General features: G+C 69.3%; 16 protein-coding genes. 13 read left to right on the top strand and 3 right to left on the bottom strand.

Going from position 1 to position 17,912, the window contains the following annotated elements; all coding sequences use genetic code 11:
• The first annotated feature begins 547 nt into the window (after positions 1-547).
• A complete protein-coding gene (locus ACFQ50_RS02220) occupies positions 548-1,141 on the top strand; it encodes a hypothetical protein (protein WP_377993893.1) in 594 nt (197 codons plus the stop codon).
• A gap of 331 nt (positions 1,142-1,472) precedes the next feature.
• Complete coding sequence (locus ACFQ50_RS02215; protein WP_377993892.1) at positions 1,473-2,342, top strand: sigma-70 family RNA polymerase sigma factor; 870 nt, start codon at positions 1,473-1,475, stop codon at positions 2,340-2,342.
• A gap of 46 nt (positions 2,343-2,388) precedes the next feature.
• Here the strand turns inward: ACFQ50_RS02215 and ACFQ50_RS02210 are convergent, their stop codons facing one another.
• Entirely contained in the window at positions 2,389-3,333 is a 945-nt protein-coding gene (locus ACFQ50_RS02210) for a glycosyltransferase family 9 protein (protein WP_377993891.1), read from the bottom strand.
• Positions 3,334-3,448: 115 nt separating this feature from the next.
• On the opposite strand from ACFQ50_RS02210, the gene ACFQ50_RS02205 reads away from it, so the two are divergent.
• Genes ACFQ50_RS02205 through ACFQ50_RS02175 form a run of 7 tightly spaced genes read left to right on the top strand, consistent with a single transcriptional unit; the run spans position 3,449 to position 10,343 of the window.
• Entirely contained in the window at positions 3,449-4,030 is a 582-nt protein-coding gene (locus tag ACFQ50_RS02205; RefSeq protein ID WP_377993890.1) for a D-glycero-alpha-D-manno-heptose-1,7-bisphosphate 7-phosphatase, read from the top strand.
• Complete coding sequence (locus ACFQ50_RS02200) at positions 4,027-5,103, top strand: glycosyltransferase family 9 protein (RefSeq protein WP_377993889.1); 1,077 nt, start codon at positions 4,027-4,029, stop codon at positions 5,101-5,103. The genes ACFQ50_RS02205 and ACFQ50_RS02200 overlap by 4 nt, the downstream gene beginning before the upstream one ends.
• Positions 5,100-6,239 (top strand): glycosyltransferase, encoded by a 1,140-nt coding sequence (locus tag ACFQ50_RS02195; RefSeq protein ID WP_377993888.1) that lies wholly within the window; start codon positions 5,100-5,102, stop codon positions 6,237-6,239. Before ACFQ50_RS02200 ends, ACFQ50_RS02195 begins: the two co-directional genes overlap by 4 nt.
• On the top strand, positions 6,236-7,489 hold the full coding sequence (locus tag ACFQ50_RS02190) for a glycosyltransferase (protein ID WP_377993887.1): 1,254 nt from the start codon (positions 6,236-6,238) through the stop codon (positions 7,487-7,489). Before ACFQ50_RS02195 ends, ACFQ50_RS02190 begins: the two co-directional genes overlap by 4 nt.
• Positions 7,486-8,211, top strand: coding sequence for an SIS domain-containing protein (locus tag ACFQ50_RS02185; protein WP_377993886.1), 726 nt, complete (start codon positions 7,486-7,488; stop codon positions 8,209-8,211). The genes ACFQ50_RS02190 and ACFQ50_RS02185 overlap by 4 nt, the downstream gene beginning before the upstream one ends.
• Positions 8,208-9,581 (top strand): PfkB family carbohydrate kinase, encoded by a 1,374-nt coding sequence (locus tag ACFQ50_RS02180; RefSeq protein WP_377993885.1) that lies wholly within the window; start codon positions 8,208-8,210, stop codon positions 9,579-9,581. Before ACFQ50_RS02185 ends, ACFQ50_RS02180 begins: the two co-directional genes overlap by 4 nt.
• A 60-nt stretch (positions 9,582-9,641) precedes the next feature.
• Positions 9,642-10,343 carry an SDR family oxidoreductase gene (locus ACFQ50_RS02175; RefSeq protein WP_377993884.1) on the top strand — a complete coding sequence of 234 codons (702 nt, stop codon included), beginning with the start codon at positions 9,642-9,644 and terminating at the stop codon, positions 10,341-10,343.
• On the opposite strand, the gene ACFQ50_RS02170 is transcribed toward ACFQ50_RS02175, so the two are convergent.
• Positions 10,309-11,613, bottom strand: coding sequence for a glycosyltransferase family 9 protein (locus tag ACFQ50_RS02170; protein ID WP_377993883.1), 1,305 nt, complete (start codon positions 11,611-11,613; stop codon positions 10,309-10,311). The two genes, ACFQ50_RS02175 and ACFQ50_RS02170, sit on opposite strands and share 35 nt — an antisense overlap.
• Positions 11,614-11,878: 265 nt before the next feature.
• Here ACFQ50_RS02170 and ACFQ50_RS02165 point away from each other — a divergent pair, with 265 nt between their 5' ends.
• From ACFQ50_RS02165 to ACFQ50_RS02155, 3 genes are all read left to right on the top strand, one after another.
• Complete coding sequence (locus ACFQ50_RS02165; protein WP_377993882.1) at positions 11,879-13,306, top strand: aldehyde dehydrogenase family protein; 1,428 nt, start codon at positions 11,879-11,881, stop codon at positions 13,304-13,306.
• Positions 13,307-13,386: 80 nt separating this feature from the next.
• Entirely contained in the window at positions 13,387-14,919 is a 1,533-nt protein-coding gene (gene rfaE2, locus ACFQ50_RS02160) for a D-glycero-beta-D-manno-heptose 1-phosphate adenylyltransferase (protein WP_377993881.1), read from the top strand.
• 105 nt (positions 14,920-15,024) lie between these two features.
• Complete coding sequence (locus tag ACFQ50_RS02155; protein WP_377993880.1) at positions 15,025-16,062, top strand: spermidine synthase; 1,038 nt, start codon at positions 15,025-15,027, stop codon at positions 16,060-16,062.
• On the opposite strand, the gene ACFQ50_RS02150 is transcribed toward ACFQ50_RS02155, so the two are convergent.
• On the bottom strand, positions 16,041-16,982 hold the full coding sequence (locus ACFQ50_RS02150; RefSeq protein WP_377993879.1) for a LysR family transcriptional regulator: 942 nt from the start codon (positions 16,980-16,982) through the stop codon (positions 16,041-16,043). The genes ACFQ50_RS02155 and ACFQ50_RS02150 overlap by 22 nt on opposite strands.
• Positions 16,983-17,150: 168 nt before the next feature.
• Here ACFQ50_RS02150 and ACFQ50_RS02145 point away from each other — a divergent pair, with 168 nt between their 5' ends.
• Positions 17,151-17,900, top strand: coding sequence for a 3-hydroxybutyrate dehydrogenase (locus ACFQ50_RS02145; RefSeq protein ID WP_377993951.1), 750 nt, complete (start codon positions 17,151-17,153; stop codon positions 17,898-17,900).
• Positions 17,901-17,912: the final 12 nt, after the last annotated feature.

Raw genomic sequence — 17,912 nt, 5'->3', positions numbered from 1 at the left:
GTTCGCGGGCAGGACGCGTTCCGGCGTCGCGGATCGTTTCCCGCCCGCTATCAGGGTTTGGGCTCACGGGGCGCGCTTTAGGCCGCCTCAGGTTCGGGTCGTTTTTGGTCCTCCGCCTACAGTCCGGGCGCCCTGGGTGGGTTGCGACGGTCCAGTGTGAGCGGGTCGCTCCCCAGCGGGTCGTCTGCGGGTTGCTTCCCACCCAGTGGATCGTCCGCCATCCGGGTGTCCGATTGCGGGGTCTCGGCCAACTGGCCGGAGGCCAACGGGTTGGGTTCGTGGCTACCACGGTGCGCGCCGGGCGGGGGAGCGCTTGCGCCCTGCGGCCGTTTGTTCTCCGTCATGGTCGATCCCTCTCCAGCATGTGGGGTTGCCGAGTGCAACCGGCAACCACTCGCCATAAAATAGTAAGCATGGTTACTATTAGATCGTAAGTACCCTGATTGCCGCTAGTTCAATCGGCCGCCCTCCGTCAGCGTTACGCCGGGTGCAAGTGGCCGGACCTGCCGGAGAATGACGTGCTGGAAAAGAGAGAGGTGGATCCGCGGTGGACCCAACTGCCTGGATTTGGATCGTCGTTGTAATCGTCGTCATCGCGCTCATTGCGGTGCTTCTGATGTCCAGCCGCAAGCGCCGGGAGGCGTTCCGGCAGAAGCGCGATGAACAGAACCGCCAGCACGCTGCCGAGATCCGCAGGAAGGCGGAGAACGCCGACCTTGAGGCGCGCGAAAACGAAGCCCGGGCCATGCACGCCAAGGCTGACGCCGAGAGGGCGCAGGTCGAGGCGGCGCGTCTTCGCCAGGAGGCGGAGCAGCGTCAGTCGTCTGCGCAGGACCTGCGGACGGACGCCGAGAAGCACCAATACAAGGCGGACGCCCTCGACCCGGACGTGGACGCGAACGGCAACCGGCGCGACGATGCACGCACAGATTCCGGGCGTGACGATGCTCGGGCTGCCGACACCTTGGCCGGCGATGCGCGCAACGCTGACGCCCGGGATCCGGGTGAGCGGGACGCTGGCCGACGAACCGGCGATGTGAATGACGCCGACGCGCGCAATCCTGATGCGCGCACCGCTGATGCCCGCCCGGATACCGACGCCGCCACGGATGCTACGCGGCGGAACACCCCGCGCGAGTAGCCGCCGTCGGCCTTTACGCCCCGTAGCCGGCGGCCCGTGAGCTGGCAACTGGCCATGAGCGCTCTGACGCTGTGCCGCTGTTTGAGTGGAGGAGACGCCGGTACGCCGGCGCCTTTTCGGGGCGTAGCCTGGCCACCCTAATACACGTGGAATGCATTCCGTCCGTTGCCGTGGAAAGTTCCGGTCAGATCGCCCGACGGCGGGCCGTGACCGTGGTGCTTCGTTCGACCCTATCGTTTCGGAGCCGTTGTGTAATAAGCACGCTTATGATTTCCTTCTTCTAAGTCTTGCCGCAGGCTTTCTCGACCCCCGATCGAAGGAACCGACGACAATGCCAGAAACCCCGCCCTCCTTGTCCGCGTCCTTCCCTGTGCATACAGCACCCCACTCGGCCCGCCAGCCGGCAGCGCCGTTCAGGGTCCCGTTCGCCGCCCAAACAGGGCGGCTGCACGATGCCTTCCAGAACCAGTTGGTACTCAACTACCTGGACCTGGCGGAGTCGCTCGCCTCGCGGTTTGCAGCCCGCGGACGGGAGCGCTCAGACCTGGTGCAGGTGGCCTACCTGGGGCTGGTCAAGGCCGCCCGCGGCTTCGATGAAGAGAAGGGCGAAAGCTTCCCGGCGTACGCAGCCCCCACCATCAGCGGCGAACTCAAGCGCTTTCTCCGGGACCGGTGCTGGACCGTCCGGCCGCCGCGGCGCATCCAGGATGTGCGGACGCAGCTCCTGCACACTGCCCCGGACCTGTCCCAGTCGCTGGGCCGCGTTCCGTCGGCGCAGGAACTGGCCACCGCGCTTGGCGTTACCGCGGCTGAGGTCCGGGAAGCGCAGGCAGCAGGCAGCAGCATGCATCCCGACTCCCTGGACAGCCCCGATCCGTGGGGCGGGCCGAGCATGGGCGAGGCATTGGTCTCGCCGGACCAGCCGATTGAGCACCTCGAGGAACTCGTGTGCCTCAATGAGGCGATCCAGGAACTGGATCCTGACGACCGGGAGATGCTTTACCGGCGGTACTTCCGCGAGGAGACCCAGGTGGAACTGGGCAAACGCTTTGGCATCTCCCAGATGCAGGTGTCCCGGCGGCTTTCCCGGATCCTGGTCTGGTTGCAGCGCCGGCTGCTCGACGAGGAGGGCCAGCACGGGGAGGGCCAGAGCGCTGACACCGAAAATGGCAGGGGCAGGCAGCGCCAAGCGAAGCGGTGACAGTGCCCGCGGCGCCAGTGATTGGCAGCGGTCGGGCCAGCGCGGGTCAGGCGAGCCGGAGCTGCCCGACAGCCGCCAGGACATCCTCCACCGAAACCGCCAACAGGGCGGGATCAGGGGTTGCCGCGAAGGTGTCGCCGCGGCGCGCCTGAGCATCGGTCAGCACGATGTGCGGTCCCGGCGGCGGCCCCCAGACCTCGGCCGGGGCGGGACCGAAAAGCACCACTGAAGGCCGCGAATACGCTGAGGCGAGGTGCGCCGCGCCGGTGTCGGCGGACACCACAAGCCGGGCCTCCGCTATGGCGGCCATGAACCCGGCCAGCCGCAGCCGCCCCGCCAGAACGTGTTCCTCCGGGAGCCCGGCCAGCCGTGCAACCTCCAGCGCCCGCGGCCGTTCGGCCGAGCTGCCGGTGAACACCAACTGGTGACCATCCGCCGCGAGGGTGCGGGCCACTTCGGCAAAGCGGTCCTCGGGCCACAGCCGGCTGCCGTAGGCGGCCCCCACGTGCAGCACGGTGGCGCCGGGACAGGGGCTGGAAACAGCAGGCGGCAGGAGCCGGAAATCGTCAGGTTCTGCGTCGATGCCATGCCACTGCAGCAGCCTGGTCCACCGCTTTCGCTCATGGATTTCCTCCAGCCAGGCCGGGCCGGGCCGTTCGGCGGTACGGTGCCCGAGGACCGTCCTGGGCCGGACGGCCGCGAGCCGCGCCTCGCTTTCTGGTCCGCTGCCATGCAGGTTCACGGCCACGTCCACTGTGCCTGCCTCGACGGGAATCGGAACATCCAGCCCATGGGTCGGAAGCAGCTCGTAGCCGCCCACCAGAGCCAGTGCGTCTTCCAGCCAGCCCTGCGCTGCGTAGAGCAGGCGGTGTTCCGGATAGGCGCGCCGCAGGGCACGGAGCGCCGGCACAGCAACGAGCAGGTCGCCCAGCTTCAGGGCACGCAGGACCAGCAGGACCGGTTGCTCGTGCGTGCCGTTCGGTGCTTCCACTGCCGTCCTTCTCCTCCTCGGGTTTGCTCTCCCAGAGTGCCTGTCGAGGAGTCTAGCCGAGAAGAAGTCAGCGGCCGGTTGTTTAGGTCTCTGCCGGCCGGGGAACGGAGGGGGTATGGCAACTAACGCTTTGACGCTCAAGGCTGTGCTGTTCGACCGGGACGGGACACTCGTGGTTGACGTGCCGTACAACGGCGACCCTCAGCTGGTCGAGCCCTGCCCCGGCGCGCGGCGGGTACTCGACGAACTGCGCAGCCTGGGCCTGGCCACCGGCGTCCTGAGCAACCAGTCGGGCATTGCCCGCGGCCTCCTGACTGCGGAGCAGGTGGACAGCGTGAACGCCCGGGTGGAGGACCTGCTGGGTCCCTTCGACGTATGGGAAGTCTGCCCGCATGGGGCCGGCGACGGTTGTCCGTGCCGGAAGCCGGCGCCGGGCATGATCCACAGCGCGTGCCGGCGCCTTGGCATCGACCCGTCCGAGGCGGCGTTCATCGGTGACATCGGCAGCGACATTCAGGCGGCCGCAGCCGCCGGTGCGCGGGGCATTCTGGTTCCCACTCCTCAGACCAGAGCCGAAGAGATCAAGGCTGCCCACGAGGTTGCCGCGGACCTCGAGCAGGCCGTTGCCCTGCTGCTTCAGGGTCTGCTGCTTCAGGGACTGCTGCTTCAGGGACCGCTGCTTCAGGGGCGGGCATGAGCAAGGTCCTGGTGGCCCGGCTGGACAGTGTCGGTGACGTCCTCCTGTCCGGCCCGGCAGTCCGGGCCGTGGCGAATGGACGGCGGGCCGACGGTCGCAGCCCCAACGACGTCGTCGTGCTTTGCGCGCCGCAGGGCCAGGCGGCAGCCTCGCTGCTGCCCAACGTGGCCGACGTTTTTGCCTGGGATACCCCATGGATCAGCAATCCGGCACCGCAGGTGACCGGCCCGCATCTGGACTCGCTGGTGGGCTTTGTCCGGAACTCCCGCATCACCGAGGCGGTCATCCTGACGTCCTTCCACCAGTCGCCGCTTCCCCTGGCGCTGCTCCTGCGGTTGGCGGGCGTGGAGCGCATCACCGGGGCCTCCACCGACTACGCGGGATCACTCCTGGACGTCCGGCTGAAACCCGGCGAGGACTTTCCCGAGGACCAGCCGGAGTCCGTGCGGGCGCTGGGCATCGCCCGCGCGGCCGGCTTCCAGCTCAAAGCCGGGGACGACGGAAAACTCACGGTCAAGGACGCACCGGGCGTGCGCCAGCTCGTCGGTGACGGCCCCTACGTGGTGGTCCATCCCGGGGCAACGGTGCCGGCACGGGCATGGCCGCCGCTCCATCATGCGGCTGCCGTGGAGCTGCTGGAGGGTGCAGGTCACAAGGTGGTGGTGACCGGGGGACCGGGCGAAACCGCCCTTACTGCAACGGTGGCCGGCCCCTCCGCCATCGATCTCGGCGGACGGACGGACCTGTCCACCCTGTCCGGTGTCCTGGCCAACGCGGACGTCGTGGTCACGGGAAACACGGGACCCGCCCACCTGGCCGCCGCCGTCGGAACCCCCGTGGTGAGCCTGTTTTCCCCGGTTGTGCAGGCCGTCCGCTGGGCGCCCTACGGCGTTCCGCTGGAATTGCTGGGAGACCAGAACGCGCCGTGCCGGCTCAGCCGCGCACGCATCTGTCCGGTACCGGGACATCCCTGCCTGAGCTCGGTTTCGCCGGAGCAGGTGGTGGAAGCGGTGGAACGCCTGTTGAGCGGGGTCTCCTCGCTCAGCACACGGAGAAAGGTCCGGAAACAATGAGAATTTTGCTCTGGCACGTGCATGGGTCGTGGACGGACGCCTTTGTCCGCGGCGGGCACGAGTACCTGTTGCCGGTCCTGCCCGGCGGCGGCGCCTGGGGACTGGGCCGCGCAGGCCGGGACTGGCCCGCTTCCGCGCGGGAGGTGGTGCTCGCGGAGTTGGACGCCGGCAGTATTGACGCCGTCGTGCTCCAGCGGCCGGAGGAAGCCGCGGAGGCGGCACGCATCCTGGGCCGCCGGCCCGGCGTCGACCTTCCCGCCGTGTACGTGGAACACAACACCCCCAAGGGCGATGTTCCCTTCACCGTGCATCCGCTCGGGGAGCAGCGCGACATCCCGATCGTCCACGTGACCCATTTCAATGAGCTGTTCTGGGACAGCGGCCGCGCTCCGACCAAGGTCATCGAGCACGGCATCGCGGACCCCGGGTACCTCTACACGGGCGAGGTTCCCGAGTTGGGCGTGGTGGTCAACGAACCGGTGCGCCGCGGACGCGTAACGGGCACGGACCTGCTGCCCCGCTTCGCCACCGCGGCCCCGCTCCAGGTCTTCGGTATGGGTGGCGGCGGCCTGGCCGAGGCCACCGGCATTCCTTCGCCGCGCCTCACCGTCCGGGGTGACCTGAAGACCGTGGAGCTCCACCGGGAACTGGCACGCTGCCGGGCTTACCTGCACCCATTGCGCTGGACTTCCCTTGGGCTGGCGCTGCTGGAGGCGATGCACCTCGGCATGCCGGTGCTGGCTCTGGCCGCCACCGAGGCGGCACGGGCCGTGCCGCCTGACGCGGGCTGCATCTCCACCGACGTGGAGGAACTACGCCGGTGTGCCCGGCTGCTGGTCAACGACCCGGAGGAAGCACGACGGCGGGGCAAGGCTGCGCGGGAGGCAGCGCTTGAGCGCTACGGACTTGAGCGGTTCCTCGCCGACTGGGATGAGGTGCTGGCGGACCTGGCGCCGGCGCGACCGGATCCTTCGGAACCGGCGCCTTCAGAACGGGCGCGTTCAGTTCAGGCGCCATCAGCTGAGGAGAGCAGGTTGGGCCGAGGGTCTTCGGAGGGGGTGGCATCGGGGGATGCAGCTTTGAAGGGGTCCGGATCGGATGCCCTGTCCGCGGCGCGAGAAGGGAATACCCATTGAAGATCTCAATGATTTCGGAACACGCCAGTCCTTTGGCAGCGCTTGGAGGAGTGGATGCGGGCGGCCAGAACGTCCATGTTGCGGCACTGTCCTCGGCACTGGCCCGGCGCGGCCACCGGGTGACGGTCTACACCAGGCGTGACGCGCCCGATCTGCCGACGAGGGTCCGGGTGCATCCCCGGCTCGAGGTGGTCCACGTGGACGCCGGCCCGGCCGAACATGTGCCCAAGGACGATCTGTTGCCCTTCATGACCGCCCTCGCGGACGGCGTGGTCCAGGACTGGGGCGACTCGCCGCCGCACGTGGTGCACGGCCACTTCTGGATGTCCGGCGTCGCCGCGCTGGATGCCGCACGCCGCGCGCCGGGCGGTTTCCGCGTGCCCGTGGTGCAGACCTTCCACGCGCTGGGCACCGTCAAGCGCCGCCACCAGGGCGCAGCCGACACGAGCCCCGCCGAGCGGCGCTTCCTTGAACCGTCGGTGGGCCGGTCGGCGGACCGCATCGTGGCAACCTGCTCTGACGAGGTCTTCGAACTGAGGGCCATGGGGATCGACACCCGCCGGGTCTCCATCGCCCCCTGCGGCGTGGACCTGGACCTCTTCTCCAGCGGCGGCCCGGCCGCCGCTGCGCCCCGTTCCCACCGGATCCTTTCCGTGGGCCGGCTGGTTCCGCGCAAGGGCGTGGACCTGGTGATCCGCGCGCTGCCGCATCTGCTGCGGGCGGGGTTCGACGACGTCGAGCTGCTCATAGTGGGCGGCGGGGCGGACACGAAAGGGCAGGATCCGGAGGCGCGAAGGCTGCTGGACCTTGCCCGTGAGCTCCGCGTGGCAGAGCACGTGGAGCTCCGGGGCCAGCTGCCCAGGGAGGCCATGCCCGGCATGTTCCGCAGCGCGGATGCTGTGGTCTGCACTCCCTGGTACGAGCCCTTCGGCATCGTTCCCCTGGAGGCGATGGCCTGTGGCATTCCGGTGGTCGCCGCCGCAGTGGGCGGCCTGACGGACAGCGTGGTGGACCGCGGAACCGGCCTGCACGTGCCGCCGAAGGACCCCGAAGCCATAGCGGAAGCCGTCGGCACCCTGCTGGCCAGCCCGGACCTTCGGGCCAAACTCGGGCAGGCCGGCGAGCGCCGCGCGCAGGCCCGCTACTCGTGGAACCGGGTTGCCGCGGAAACCGAAAAGGCCTACCAGTTGGCCATCGCCGGAACTGCGGACGCCAGCAGCCTGGAACCGATGGAAGGAGCGGCACTGTGACGCCGGAATCCCTGCGGGAGGCTGAGCTTCCTGCCTTGCCCCGGGTCGCCGCCCCGCCCGGCTTGTCCACTGCGAACCCCGTCGGGCACCAAGCCGCCCTGCACGAGGCCGCCCTGGGCTCGCAGCAGGCCGTGCGGACCCACCTCGAAAACGTCCTGCCCGCCCTGCGGTCCCTGGAAAGCCAGGCCGACAGGCTGGCCGGCTGGGGCGTGGAGTTGGCCCAGCGCCTGCTCAGCGGGCAGAAGCTGCTGGCCGCCGGGAACGGCGGGTCCGCCGCCGAGGCGCAGCACCTGACCGCGGAACTCGTGGGCAGATTCGACGGCGAGCGGATGCCCTTTTCCGCGATCTCCCTGCACGCCGAAAGTTCAGCAGTCACGGCTATCGCCAACGACTACGGCTACGCCGAGCTCTTCGCCCGGCAGGTCCGCGCCCACGGCAGGTCCGGGGACATCCTCGTGCTGCTGTCCACCAGCGGCCAGAGCCCCAACCTGCTCCGTGCAGCCGAGGCCGCAGCCAGGCTGAACGTGACCACGTGGGCCCTGACGGGGCCGGCGCCCAACCCGCTGGCGTCCTGCTGCGACGATGCCGTGGCCATCGATGCCATCTCGGCCAATGCGCAGGAAGGCCACCTGATTGCGCTGCACGCGATGTGCCGCGCCTTCGAAGCCGAAGTGGCCCGCAGGGGCCAGGGCATTCCCGGGCCGGAGGCTGAGCGCGGATGAGGATCACGGTGGTGGGCGACGTCCTGCTGGACGTGGACCTTTCCGGTGAAGCAACCAGGCTGTGCCCCGACGCGCCTGTGCCGGTGGTGGACGTCTCCGATGTCCGGCGCCGGGCCGGCGGCGCCGGGCTCGTGGCCCGGATGCTGGCCCACGACGGCCACCGGGTCACCCTGGTGACGGTTCTCTCCGACGACGACGCCTCCCTGGCACTCGAAGGCGCGCTCGCCGGCGTCCGGGTGGTGTCCGGGCCCTCAGGCGCGAGAACGCCGGTGAAGACCAGGGTCCGGGCTGGCCGCCAACCGTTGGTGCGGGTGGATGAGGGATGCGGGCAGCCGGATGTTCCGGCGGCCACACCAGGCATGCTCCGGGCACTGGACCAGGCCGAGGTGATTGTCGTGGCCGACTACGGCAGGGGCGTTGCCGCTAACCCGGAGATCCGTGAGTTGCTCGAGGCCCGCGCCGGCGATATTCCGATCGTGTGGGATCCGCATCCCTCCGGCCCCGTCCCGGTGCGCGGCGTGGCCGTGGTGACCCCCAACCTGTCCGAGGCTGCCAGGGCCGCGGATTCCGGCACCGGAACGCCTGCGGCGATTGCCGCCGTCGGCAGCGCCCTCGGCACCACGCTGCTGGAGCGCTGGCAAAGCCAGGCGGTTCTCGTGACCATGGGCGAGCTGGGTGGCCTGCTGTCCCAGCGCCACACTGCAGCGGTGACGATTCCGGCCCCTGCCACCAAGGTCACCGATCCCTGCGGCGCCGGTGACCGGCTCGCGGCCAGCCTGGCCGTGCATCTTGCGGAGGGCCGCTGCCTGAGCGACGCCGCCGAACTGGCCATCAATGAAGCGGCCGCCTTCCTCGGCGCCGGCGGGGTGGCCTCCCTGCCGGACCGCCACCGGCCGGTCTGGCACCACAGCCGCGAGGAAGACGCCGTCGGCCTGGCCCGGCGGGTGCGCTCCGACGGCGGAACCGTCGTGGCCACCGGCGGCTGCTTCGACCTGCTGCACGCCGGCCATGCCCGCACCCTGGCGGCGGCCAGGGCCCTTGGCGACTGCCTGGTCGTCTGCCTTAACTCGGACGAGTCGGTGCGGCGGATCAAAGGGGATCAGCGCCCCATCGTGAGCCAGGAGGACCGGGCAGAACTTCTGCTGGCCCTCGAATGCGTGGACGCCGTCCTAATCTTCGGGGAGGACACCCCGGAGGCCTGCCTGGACACACTGCGGCCGGACGTCTGGGTAAAGGGCGGCGACTACCGCGCCTCGGAGCTGCCCGAAGCCGGGCTGGTCGAGAGCTGGGGCGGCCGCTGCGTGACGGTGCCGTTCCACCAGGCCCGGTCCACCTCTGTGCTTGCGGATGCGCTGGCGAAGGTCAGCTGAACTGCAGGGGCAGCTGAACTGCAACAAGATCCTGAATCAGACCCGACTGAAAGGAACACCATGACTGAATCGACTATCCGGCCCGGCCGGGTCCTGGTAACCGGCGGTGCCTCCGGACTGGGGGCCGCCGTCGTCGACGCCGTGCTGAAAGCCGGGGGAACCCCGGTGGTGCTGGACCGGGACATCCGGAACGTCGCCGCGGCGAAGGCGTACGAAGTGGACGTCTCGGACCGCGTTGCCGTGACCGCGGCGGTGCAGCAGGCCGCCGAAACCCTCGACGGGCTCGATGCCGTGGTCACCGCGGCCGGCATCGACCGGTGCGGGAAGCTGGAGGACGTGGCCGCGGAGGAATGGGAACGCGTCATCGGGGTCAACCTGATGGGAACGGTGTCCGTCGTAAGGGCCGCCCTCCCGTATCTTAAGGAGTCCCGCGGGCGGGTGGTCACCATAGCGTCCACGCTGGGCAAACGGGCACTGCCCGAGGCCACCGCCTACTGCGCCTCAAAATTCGGCGTGGTGGGCTTCAGCCATTCCCTGGCGGCTGAGACGGGCGGCGAAGTCGGCGTGACCACCATGATCCCCGGCGGCATGAAGACCCGCTTCTTCGACGACCGCGCCGAGCAGTACAAGCCGCAGGACGACTCACGCCTGAACGACCCCGGCAACGTGGCGCAGGCGATTCTGTTTGTCCTCTCCCAGCCCACCGGCTGCGAGGTCCGCGAGATGCTTATCTGCCATGAGGAAGAGGGCTCATGGCCGTGAGCTGGAGTACGTCACCGTAAACCTCAGACGGTTCGATGGCCTTCACGGTGGACTCGTCATGCGGGCACCGTGGGGCCGTCCACCCGACTTGCGTGACGTCCACGCCGCACACCGGGCAGCGCGTGACCCAGCCCAGTCGGACCCGGTGCCTGCTGCGGCCCAGCGGCGCGGCGTTGATGGCATTGCCGGCCCAGTAGATGCCCACCGTTGGCGCCCCCAGGGCCTGGGCCAGGTGGCGCGGTCCGCTGTCGTTCGCCACCACGACGGAGCTCGCCGCCAGCAGCGCGGCGAGCTCACCGAGGCTGAGTTTGCCGGCGAGTGACTCGACGGCCGGACGGGCTTCAGCGGACTCGCTTTTCCGGGACCCTGTGTTGACCTGCTCGGCCCCAGGGTGTTCTGCCTGGGAATGTTCGACGGCGAGTTCCACGACTGTCTCGGCCAGCTCCTTTTCGCTGCTGTCGCCCACCACAAAGACCCGGAAGCCGTCGTCGGCGGCCCTCCGGGCCACCGCGGCGAAGCGTTCGGCAGGCCAGCGCCGGCGCAGATCCGTGGCGCCCGGATGGATCACCAGCACGCGGCCGTACCCGGGTGCGTTCCCCAACGGCAGGCCCTGCCGTGGTCCGCCGCTGTTGGCTGATCCGTCGTTGCTGAGCTCCGGCCCGCCGTTCCCCAACAGCAGTTCCTGCGCGAGCTGCCGGCCAAACTCCGGCAGTGCCTGGAGCCGGGCCTCCAGCTCACGCGGAGGGGCCCCGGCGAAGCCCGCCACCTCGAGGGCCCGGAGCGGCTCGTGCTGGTAGTAGACGTAAGGCACGGTCCGCTCGAGCGGGGCTGCGTCCGGGGTTCTGGTGCCCACGGTATGGCGTGCGCCGAGGCCGAGCAGGAACGGATTTGAGTACCGGCCGCCGCCGTGCAGTTGGACGGCCAGGTCAAAGTTCCTGGCGCGCATCCCGGCAAAGAACCGCTCCAGTTCGTGGTGGTCTTCCGGCCCCGGGCGGACCCCTTCGGCAAACGGCAGAACCACGGCCTCATCCGCGGGCCCCACGGTCTGGGACAGCAGCTCAGCCTGGACCGGCGTGCACAGCAGGGTCACGCTGGCTTCCGGGTAGGCGGCCTTCAGCGCTGCCACCGCCGGCAGGGCATACATCAGGTCACCCAGCCCGCCGCCGCGCAGGACGGCGATGCTGGAAACACCGCTGAAGGCCTCCAAGACCGGGCCGATTCCGTGGCCCGTGATGCGTGCTCCGCCGAAGTCGGCGTTGAAGAGTTCCATGTTGTCAGCCCTCTCGGTTCCGGATCGTTGAGGTCGGGATGCGCTCAGGTCGGGATGGGTCATGTGGAGCCACCCTACGGTGCGTCGGCACTGTAGTGCCAGCTCAGAAAACCCGGTCCCTAGACTCAACAAAACCTGTCATGCCAGCTCTGAAACTCCTGTACCCGGGCGTGTGTAAACACTTCGATACCGGGGTACGGATCACCTCAGAGAGGGCGGGGACTCAGGTCCAGCTGCCCCAGGCCAATCCCCAGTGAGGAGCCACATGCAATCGACCATGACCAGCGAGCTGGCCAATGCGGAAGACGTGCTCACCATCCTGAACCCGCGAACAGGGGACGCTGTCGGCAGCCTTTCCGTCGCCGGCGCGAATGATGTGGCGGGAGCCGTGGCGGCTGCCCGCGCTGCCCAGCCCGGCTGGGCGGCGACGCCCGCGGGGGAGCGGGGCAAGCTGCTGCGCGAGGCCGCCCGGGTGCTGGACGCGGCCGCCGCCGGGCTGGCCGAACTGAATGCGCAGGAGACCGGCCGCCCGGTGGAGGAGGCCCTGGCAGGCATTGCTGCCGGAGTTTCGACTCTGGAGCAATACGCGGAACTGGGGCCCGTCCACCGCGGGCACAGCCTTCGCGGCAACGTGCTGGCCGCGGACTACACCATCGCCGAGCCCCGAGGGGTGGCCGTCCTGCTGACCCCGTGGAACGATCCCGCCGCCGTGGCCTGCGGACTCATCGGGGCTGCCCTGGTCACCGGGAACACCGCCATTCACAAACCGAGCGAGCGATGCCCCCACCTGGGAAAGCTGCTGGGGGAGGCGCTGGCGCCGGTCTTTCCGCCCAACGTGCTGGTGACGCTCACGGGAGGGGCCGACGTCGGAACCCTCCTCACGCAGGAGCCGGACGTTGATATGTTCGCCCACGTGGGCTCCAGCGCGACCGGTGACCGGATTGCGCGGGCGGCGGCGGTGACGGGCGCGTACGTCATCAGGGAAAACGGCGGGAACGATCCACTGCTGGTGGATGCCGACGTCGATCCCGGCTGGGCCGCGGAGCAGGCGGCGATCGGGGCTTTCAGCAACAGCGGGCAGATCTGCACGTCCGTGGAGCGGATCTATGTCCACCGGTCCATCGCCGAACAGTTCTGCCAGGCGCTCGCCGGGCAGGCCCGGGATCGCAACACGGAACATCCACTCGCGCCGCTCGTGGATATCCGGATGCGGGACACGGTCCACCGACACGTGGCCGAGGCGGTGCAGTTGGGCGCGCGGGCGATGGAGGGCGGGACCATTCCGGACGGGCCAGGCGCCTTCTACCCGGCCACGGTCCTGGTGGACTGCACCGACTCCATGGAAGTCATGACCGAGGAAACGTTCGGCCCGGTCGCTCCGGTGCGCGTGGTGGACAGCTTCGAGGAAGGGCTCGCCCTCGCCGCGGCCGGCCGGTACGGACTGGCCGCAACCGTGCTGACCGGCAGCATCGCCCACGCCCAGCAGGCCGTCGCAGCGCTGCCAGTGGGGACCGTCAAGGTCAACGAGGTGTTCGGCGGCGCGCCGGGCGGGGCCGCCCAGCCCCGGGGGGTAAGCGGGCACGGGTTTGGCTACGGCCCCGAACTCCTGGATGAATTCAGCCGGGTCAAGGTGGTCCACATCGCAGCGCCTCCCACCCCTGCAGCTCGTGAAACCAACAGGGCAGTGTCGTGACGGCCGCGGCACCCGGCGTCGGGGGACACCCGGGGGACGACGGCGGCCGGGAGTTGTCCGGCCCGCAGCATTTCGAACCAATGCTTTCAGAATCAGTGCCGTCAGCACCGGTGCTTTCAGAACAGCGTGGCCTTGCCGCGTGGCTTCCCCGGAGGCTGGCCCAGAAGGGGCCTGCCATCACCGTCGTGGGCGACTTTATGCTCGACGGCTGGTGGACGGGCTCGATCGACAGAATGTGCCGCGAGGCCCCGGCTCCGGTGGTGGACATCGCCCGGCGCGACTTTGCCCCCGGCGGCGCCGCCAACACCGCCATGAACCTGGCCGCCCTCGGCGCCCGCGTCAGCGTGGCCGGAATTATCGGAAAGGACGACGCCGGCGCGGAACTTAAGCGCCAACTCGTCGCCGCCGGGGTGGACACTACCCTCCTCGCCGGGCACCCGGACATGGTCACCACCACCAAGATCCGGATCAGCAGCGGCGGCCAGGTCCTCCTGCGCTTCGACGACTCCGCGGCAGCCGTCCCGGGCGACGCCCTGGCGAGGTTCGAGGCTGCGGTTCCTGCCGCCGTCGGACACCAGGACGCGGTGGTGATCTGCGACTACGGAACAGGGGTCCTCGCGGAACCGGTCCGCGGCCGGCTCATCGAATCGCTGGCGGGACGGGGCCAGGAAACGCTTGTGGTGGTGGACGCGCACGATCCCCGCCCATGGGCAGGACTCGAACCGGACCTGGTCACGCCCAACGCCCAGGAGGCGGCGGGGATGCTGGGCCTCCGGCTGGGCGCCGGGCCCGAGCGCGCAGATGTGGTGACCGCGCACGGCGGCGAGTTGCTGCAGGCGACGGGAGCACGCGCCGTCGTGGTCACGCTGGACCGGGACGGCACCGTCCTCATCACGGCCGCCGGGAACCCGCACCGGACCTGGGCACGGCCCGCCACCGAGAAGCAGGCCTCCGGCGCTGGCGACACCTTCGTGGCGGCGCTGACCCTGGCGCGGGCCGCGTCGCTGCCACTGACGGCCAGCCTGGACCTGGCCCAGGCCGCCGCGGATGTGGTGGTCCACCATCAGGGGACATCGGTGTGCGGCACAGACGAGCTGGGCCGGTACCTGGAAAGCTTCGCGGACACCGCCCTGACTGCCGACGAACTGGAGCGGCACATCCGTGCCCACCGCAGCGACGGCCAGCGGGTGGTGCTGACCAACGGCTGCTTCGACGTCCTTCACCGCGGGCATACGCGCTACCTGAATCAGGCCAAGCAGCTCGGCGACATCCTGGTGGTGGCGCTGAACAGTGACGACTCCGTCCGCGAGCTCAAGGGACCGGGCCGCCCCATCAACAGCGTGGCCGACCGGGCCGCCGTGATCGCCGCCCTGAGCTGCGTGGACTACGTCACCGTCTTCGATACCCCGACGCCGATTCCCCTGATTGAACAGCTGCGGCCGGAAATCTATACCAAGGGCGGTGACTACACGCCGGAGATGCTGGCCGAAACGGAAGCCGTGGAGGCCTACGGAGGCACGGTGACCATCCTCGACTACGTGGCCGAACGCTCCACCACGGCGATTGTCCAGCGCATCCGCAACGGCGAAGGGGCGCCTGTGCCGGAGGGGTAGCTCCAGCTGATTGAGCTTGCGGGCTCAGCGGGCTGGCGGGGAGCGGGATCAAGGGCTCCCCGCTGTCAACTAGGCTTGAAGCATGACGGAAGCGGCGGAGAACTGATGGCACGGCGCACCAAGTCAGGCGGGAAATCGGGACCCAAATCCGGCGGCAAAAGAGGCACGGCAGCGGCCTCCGATGCGCTTGAAGATCCAAGGCAGGCCCGTCCCGGCGGAGTTCGGGCAGACGGACCCGCCGAGGGCGTTTACTACATCGACACCGGCGACTGCGAGCTGATTGCCGACCAGGACAACTCCACCGGCTGGCTCCTGCGCATCAACGGCGTGATGAGCTCGCACATCGACCTTGCCGATCCGCTGTTCCTCGACTTCGAGTACATGCGGTGGATGTCCGCGCTCATCGAATCCCGCTGGCCGCCTGAGACCAAGCCCAGGCTGCGCGGCCTGCATCTGGGCGGCGGAGCCTGCTCGCTGGCCCGGTACTTTCATGCCGCCTATCCGGACGCCCGGCAGGTGGTGGTGGAACTGGACGGGAAGCTTGCCGAGTACGTCCGCGGCTGGTTCGACCTGCCCAAGGCCCCGCTGCTGCGCCTGCGTGTCGGCGAGGCCCGTGCTGTGACGGAAACCCTCACCCCGGACACCCGTGACTTCATCATCCGGGACGTCTTCGCCGGCGCGGCGACACCCCTTCCGCTGACCACGGCCGAGTTCAACGGACATGTGCGCCGGGTGCTCGCCCCGGGCGGCATTTACGTAGTGAATTCGGGCGATGGTCCGGAGCTGAAGAATGCCCGGGAGGATGCCGCCACCATCGCGGCTGCGTTCGAGCACACCCTCATCATCGCTGACCCCGCCATGCTGAAGGGGCGCCGCTACGGCAATATGGTGATGGCCGGCAGCGACCAGCCGTTCGACGACGATCCGCAGCTCGCGCGGCGGCTCCTGGGCGGGGCGGTGCCAGCGCACATTTGGAACGACGCCAAGGTCCGGGCCTTCGCCGCCGGAGCCCAGGTGCGCCACGACCCCGTGCCGCGCGCAGACGCCCAACCCAGCACGGACGCTGCAATAACCGAGCCAGGAACTGCGGTCGATCCAAGACCCACCGCCCGCACCGGGTCTCAGCCTTTAGCCAGCAGCTGATCCGCGTCCCCGGCTGAGCCGCTGCGACCTTGCCCGAGGAGCCACTCCCGGTGCGCCGTGGTTTGTTCGCGCAGCGCGGTCACCACGGCGGCGACGGCCGGACGGCGCATGGAGTCGGGGCGCAGGACCATCCAGTAGGGCAGCCGTTCGGCGATGTTCCCGGGCAGCAGTCGCACCAGGTCCTCGTGCCGATCGGCCATGAAACAGGGGAGGAACCCCACCCCGGCACCGGCCCGGGTGGCCTCGACGTGCACGAACACGTTGGTGGAGCTCACACCGTCGCGCATGGCAGGCACCAGCCGCCGTGGCGCATCAAGATCGTCCACCTGCAGCATCGAGTCCACGAAGTACACGAGCGGATGAGCGGTCAGGGCCTCCACTGTGTCAGGCATTCCGTTGGCCTCGATGTACGGGCGGGACGCGTACATCCCGAGCTCGTACTCGCCCAGCCGGAACGCTTCGGCCCGGTGCACCTGCGGCTCGCCCACCACCACCTCGATGTCCAGTCCCGAGCGCTGCTGGAGCGCCCGCCGCGTGACGGTGACAATCTCGACGCTGAGCCCCGGGTGATCCCTCCTCAGCCGGGCCACCGCCGGGGCTGCGATGTACGCGCTGAAACCATCGGTCGCCGTCATGCGTACGACGCCGGTAATCGGGTCAGGCGCGCGGCCTGACGGTCCCAGCGCACGCACCGCGGTCTCCACCTGCTCTGCCACCAGCACGGCTTGGGCCCCGAGCTCGGTCAGCTCCCAGCCCCCGGACGCCCGGGCCAGGACACGGCCGCCCAGGGCTTTCTCCAGTGCGGCAATCCGGCGCGAAACGGTGGTGTGGTTCAGGCCCAGGACCTGGGCCGCCGTCGTGAACTTCGCCGAGCGTGAGACGGCGAGCAGCACCAGCAGATCATCCGGGTTGGCATCCATATCTGCAATTTTGCACGAATCCAGTGCCCGATTGGTCATTGAACCGCGTTCCTTCTGCAGGAATACTCGGGTGAATCGGAAGTGCCGCACGCGTTGGAGTGGAAGGCGTGCAGCACGTGTCAACGTGGACACTTTGAGGAGCAGACTGTGGACGCACAAGGACCGGGCGTGGAGAAGAACCTGAATGGCCGCAAGGCCCTGGTCACCGGCGGTGCCAGCGGCATCGGCGCGGCGTGCGTACGGGAACTGGCCACCAGGGGAGCCAAAGTGGTGGTGGCCGACGTCGACGAAGTTGGCGCCGCGGCCCTCGCCGATGCGGTGGGCGGGACGTCCTGGGCCGTCGACCTCCTGGACGTCGAGGCGCTGGCCGCGCTGAGCCTGGACTGCGACATCCTGGTGAACAACGCCGGCATCCAACAGATCAGCCCGATTGAGGATTTCGATCCCGTGGCGTTCCGGCGGATCCTGGCGCTCATGCTCGAGGCACCGTTCCTGCTGATCCGGGCCGCGCTGCCGCACATGTACGCCAACGGATTTGGGCGCATCATCAACCTGTCGTCGGTGCACGGCCTCCGGGCCTCGCCGTTCAAGAGTGCCTATGTCTCGGCGAAGCACGGTCTTGAGGGACTGAGCAAGGTGACGGCGCTCGAGGGCGGCGAGCACGGGGTCACGTCCAACTGCATCAATCCCGGCTATGTTCGGACGCCGCTGGTGGAGAAGCAAATCGCGGACCAGGCACGTGTCCATGGGATTCCGGAGTCCGAGGTGCTCGCGAAGGTGATGCTGACCGAGTCCGCGGTGAAACGGCTGGTGGAACCCGAGGAGGTGGCCTCGCTGGTTGCCTGGCTGTCCTCCGACGCCGCCGGAATGGTCACCGGGGCCAGCTACACGATGGACGGGGGCTGGTCCGCCCGCTAGCGCGGTGGTTGA

The sequence above is a fragment of the Arthrobacter sp. NPDC056493 genome (assembly GCF_042795115.1).
Taxonomy (GTDB): Bacteria; Actinomycetota; Actinomycetes; order Actinomycetales; family Micrococcaceae; genus Arthrobacter.
This window is presented reverse-complemented; position numbering and strand designations above follow the sequence as displayed.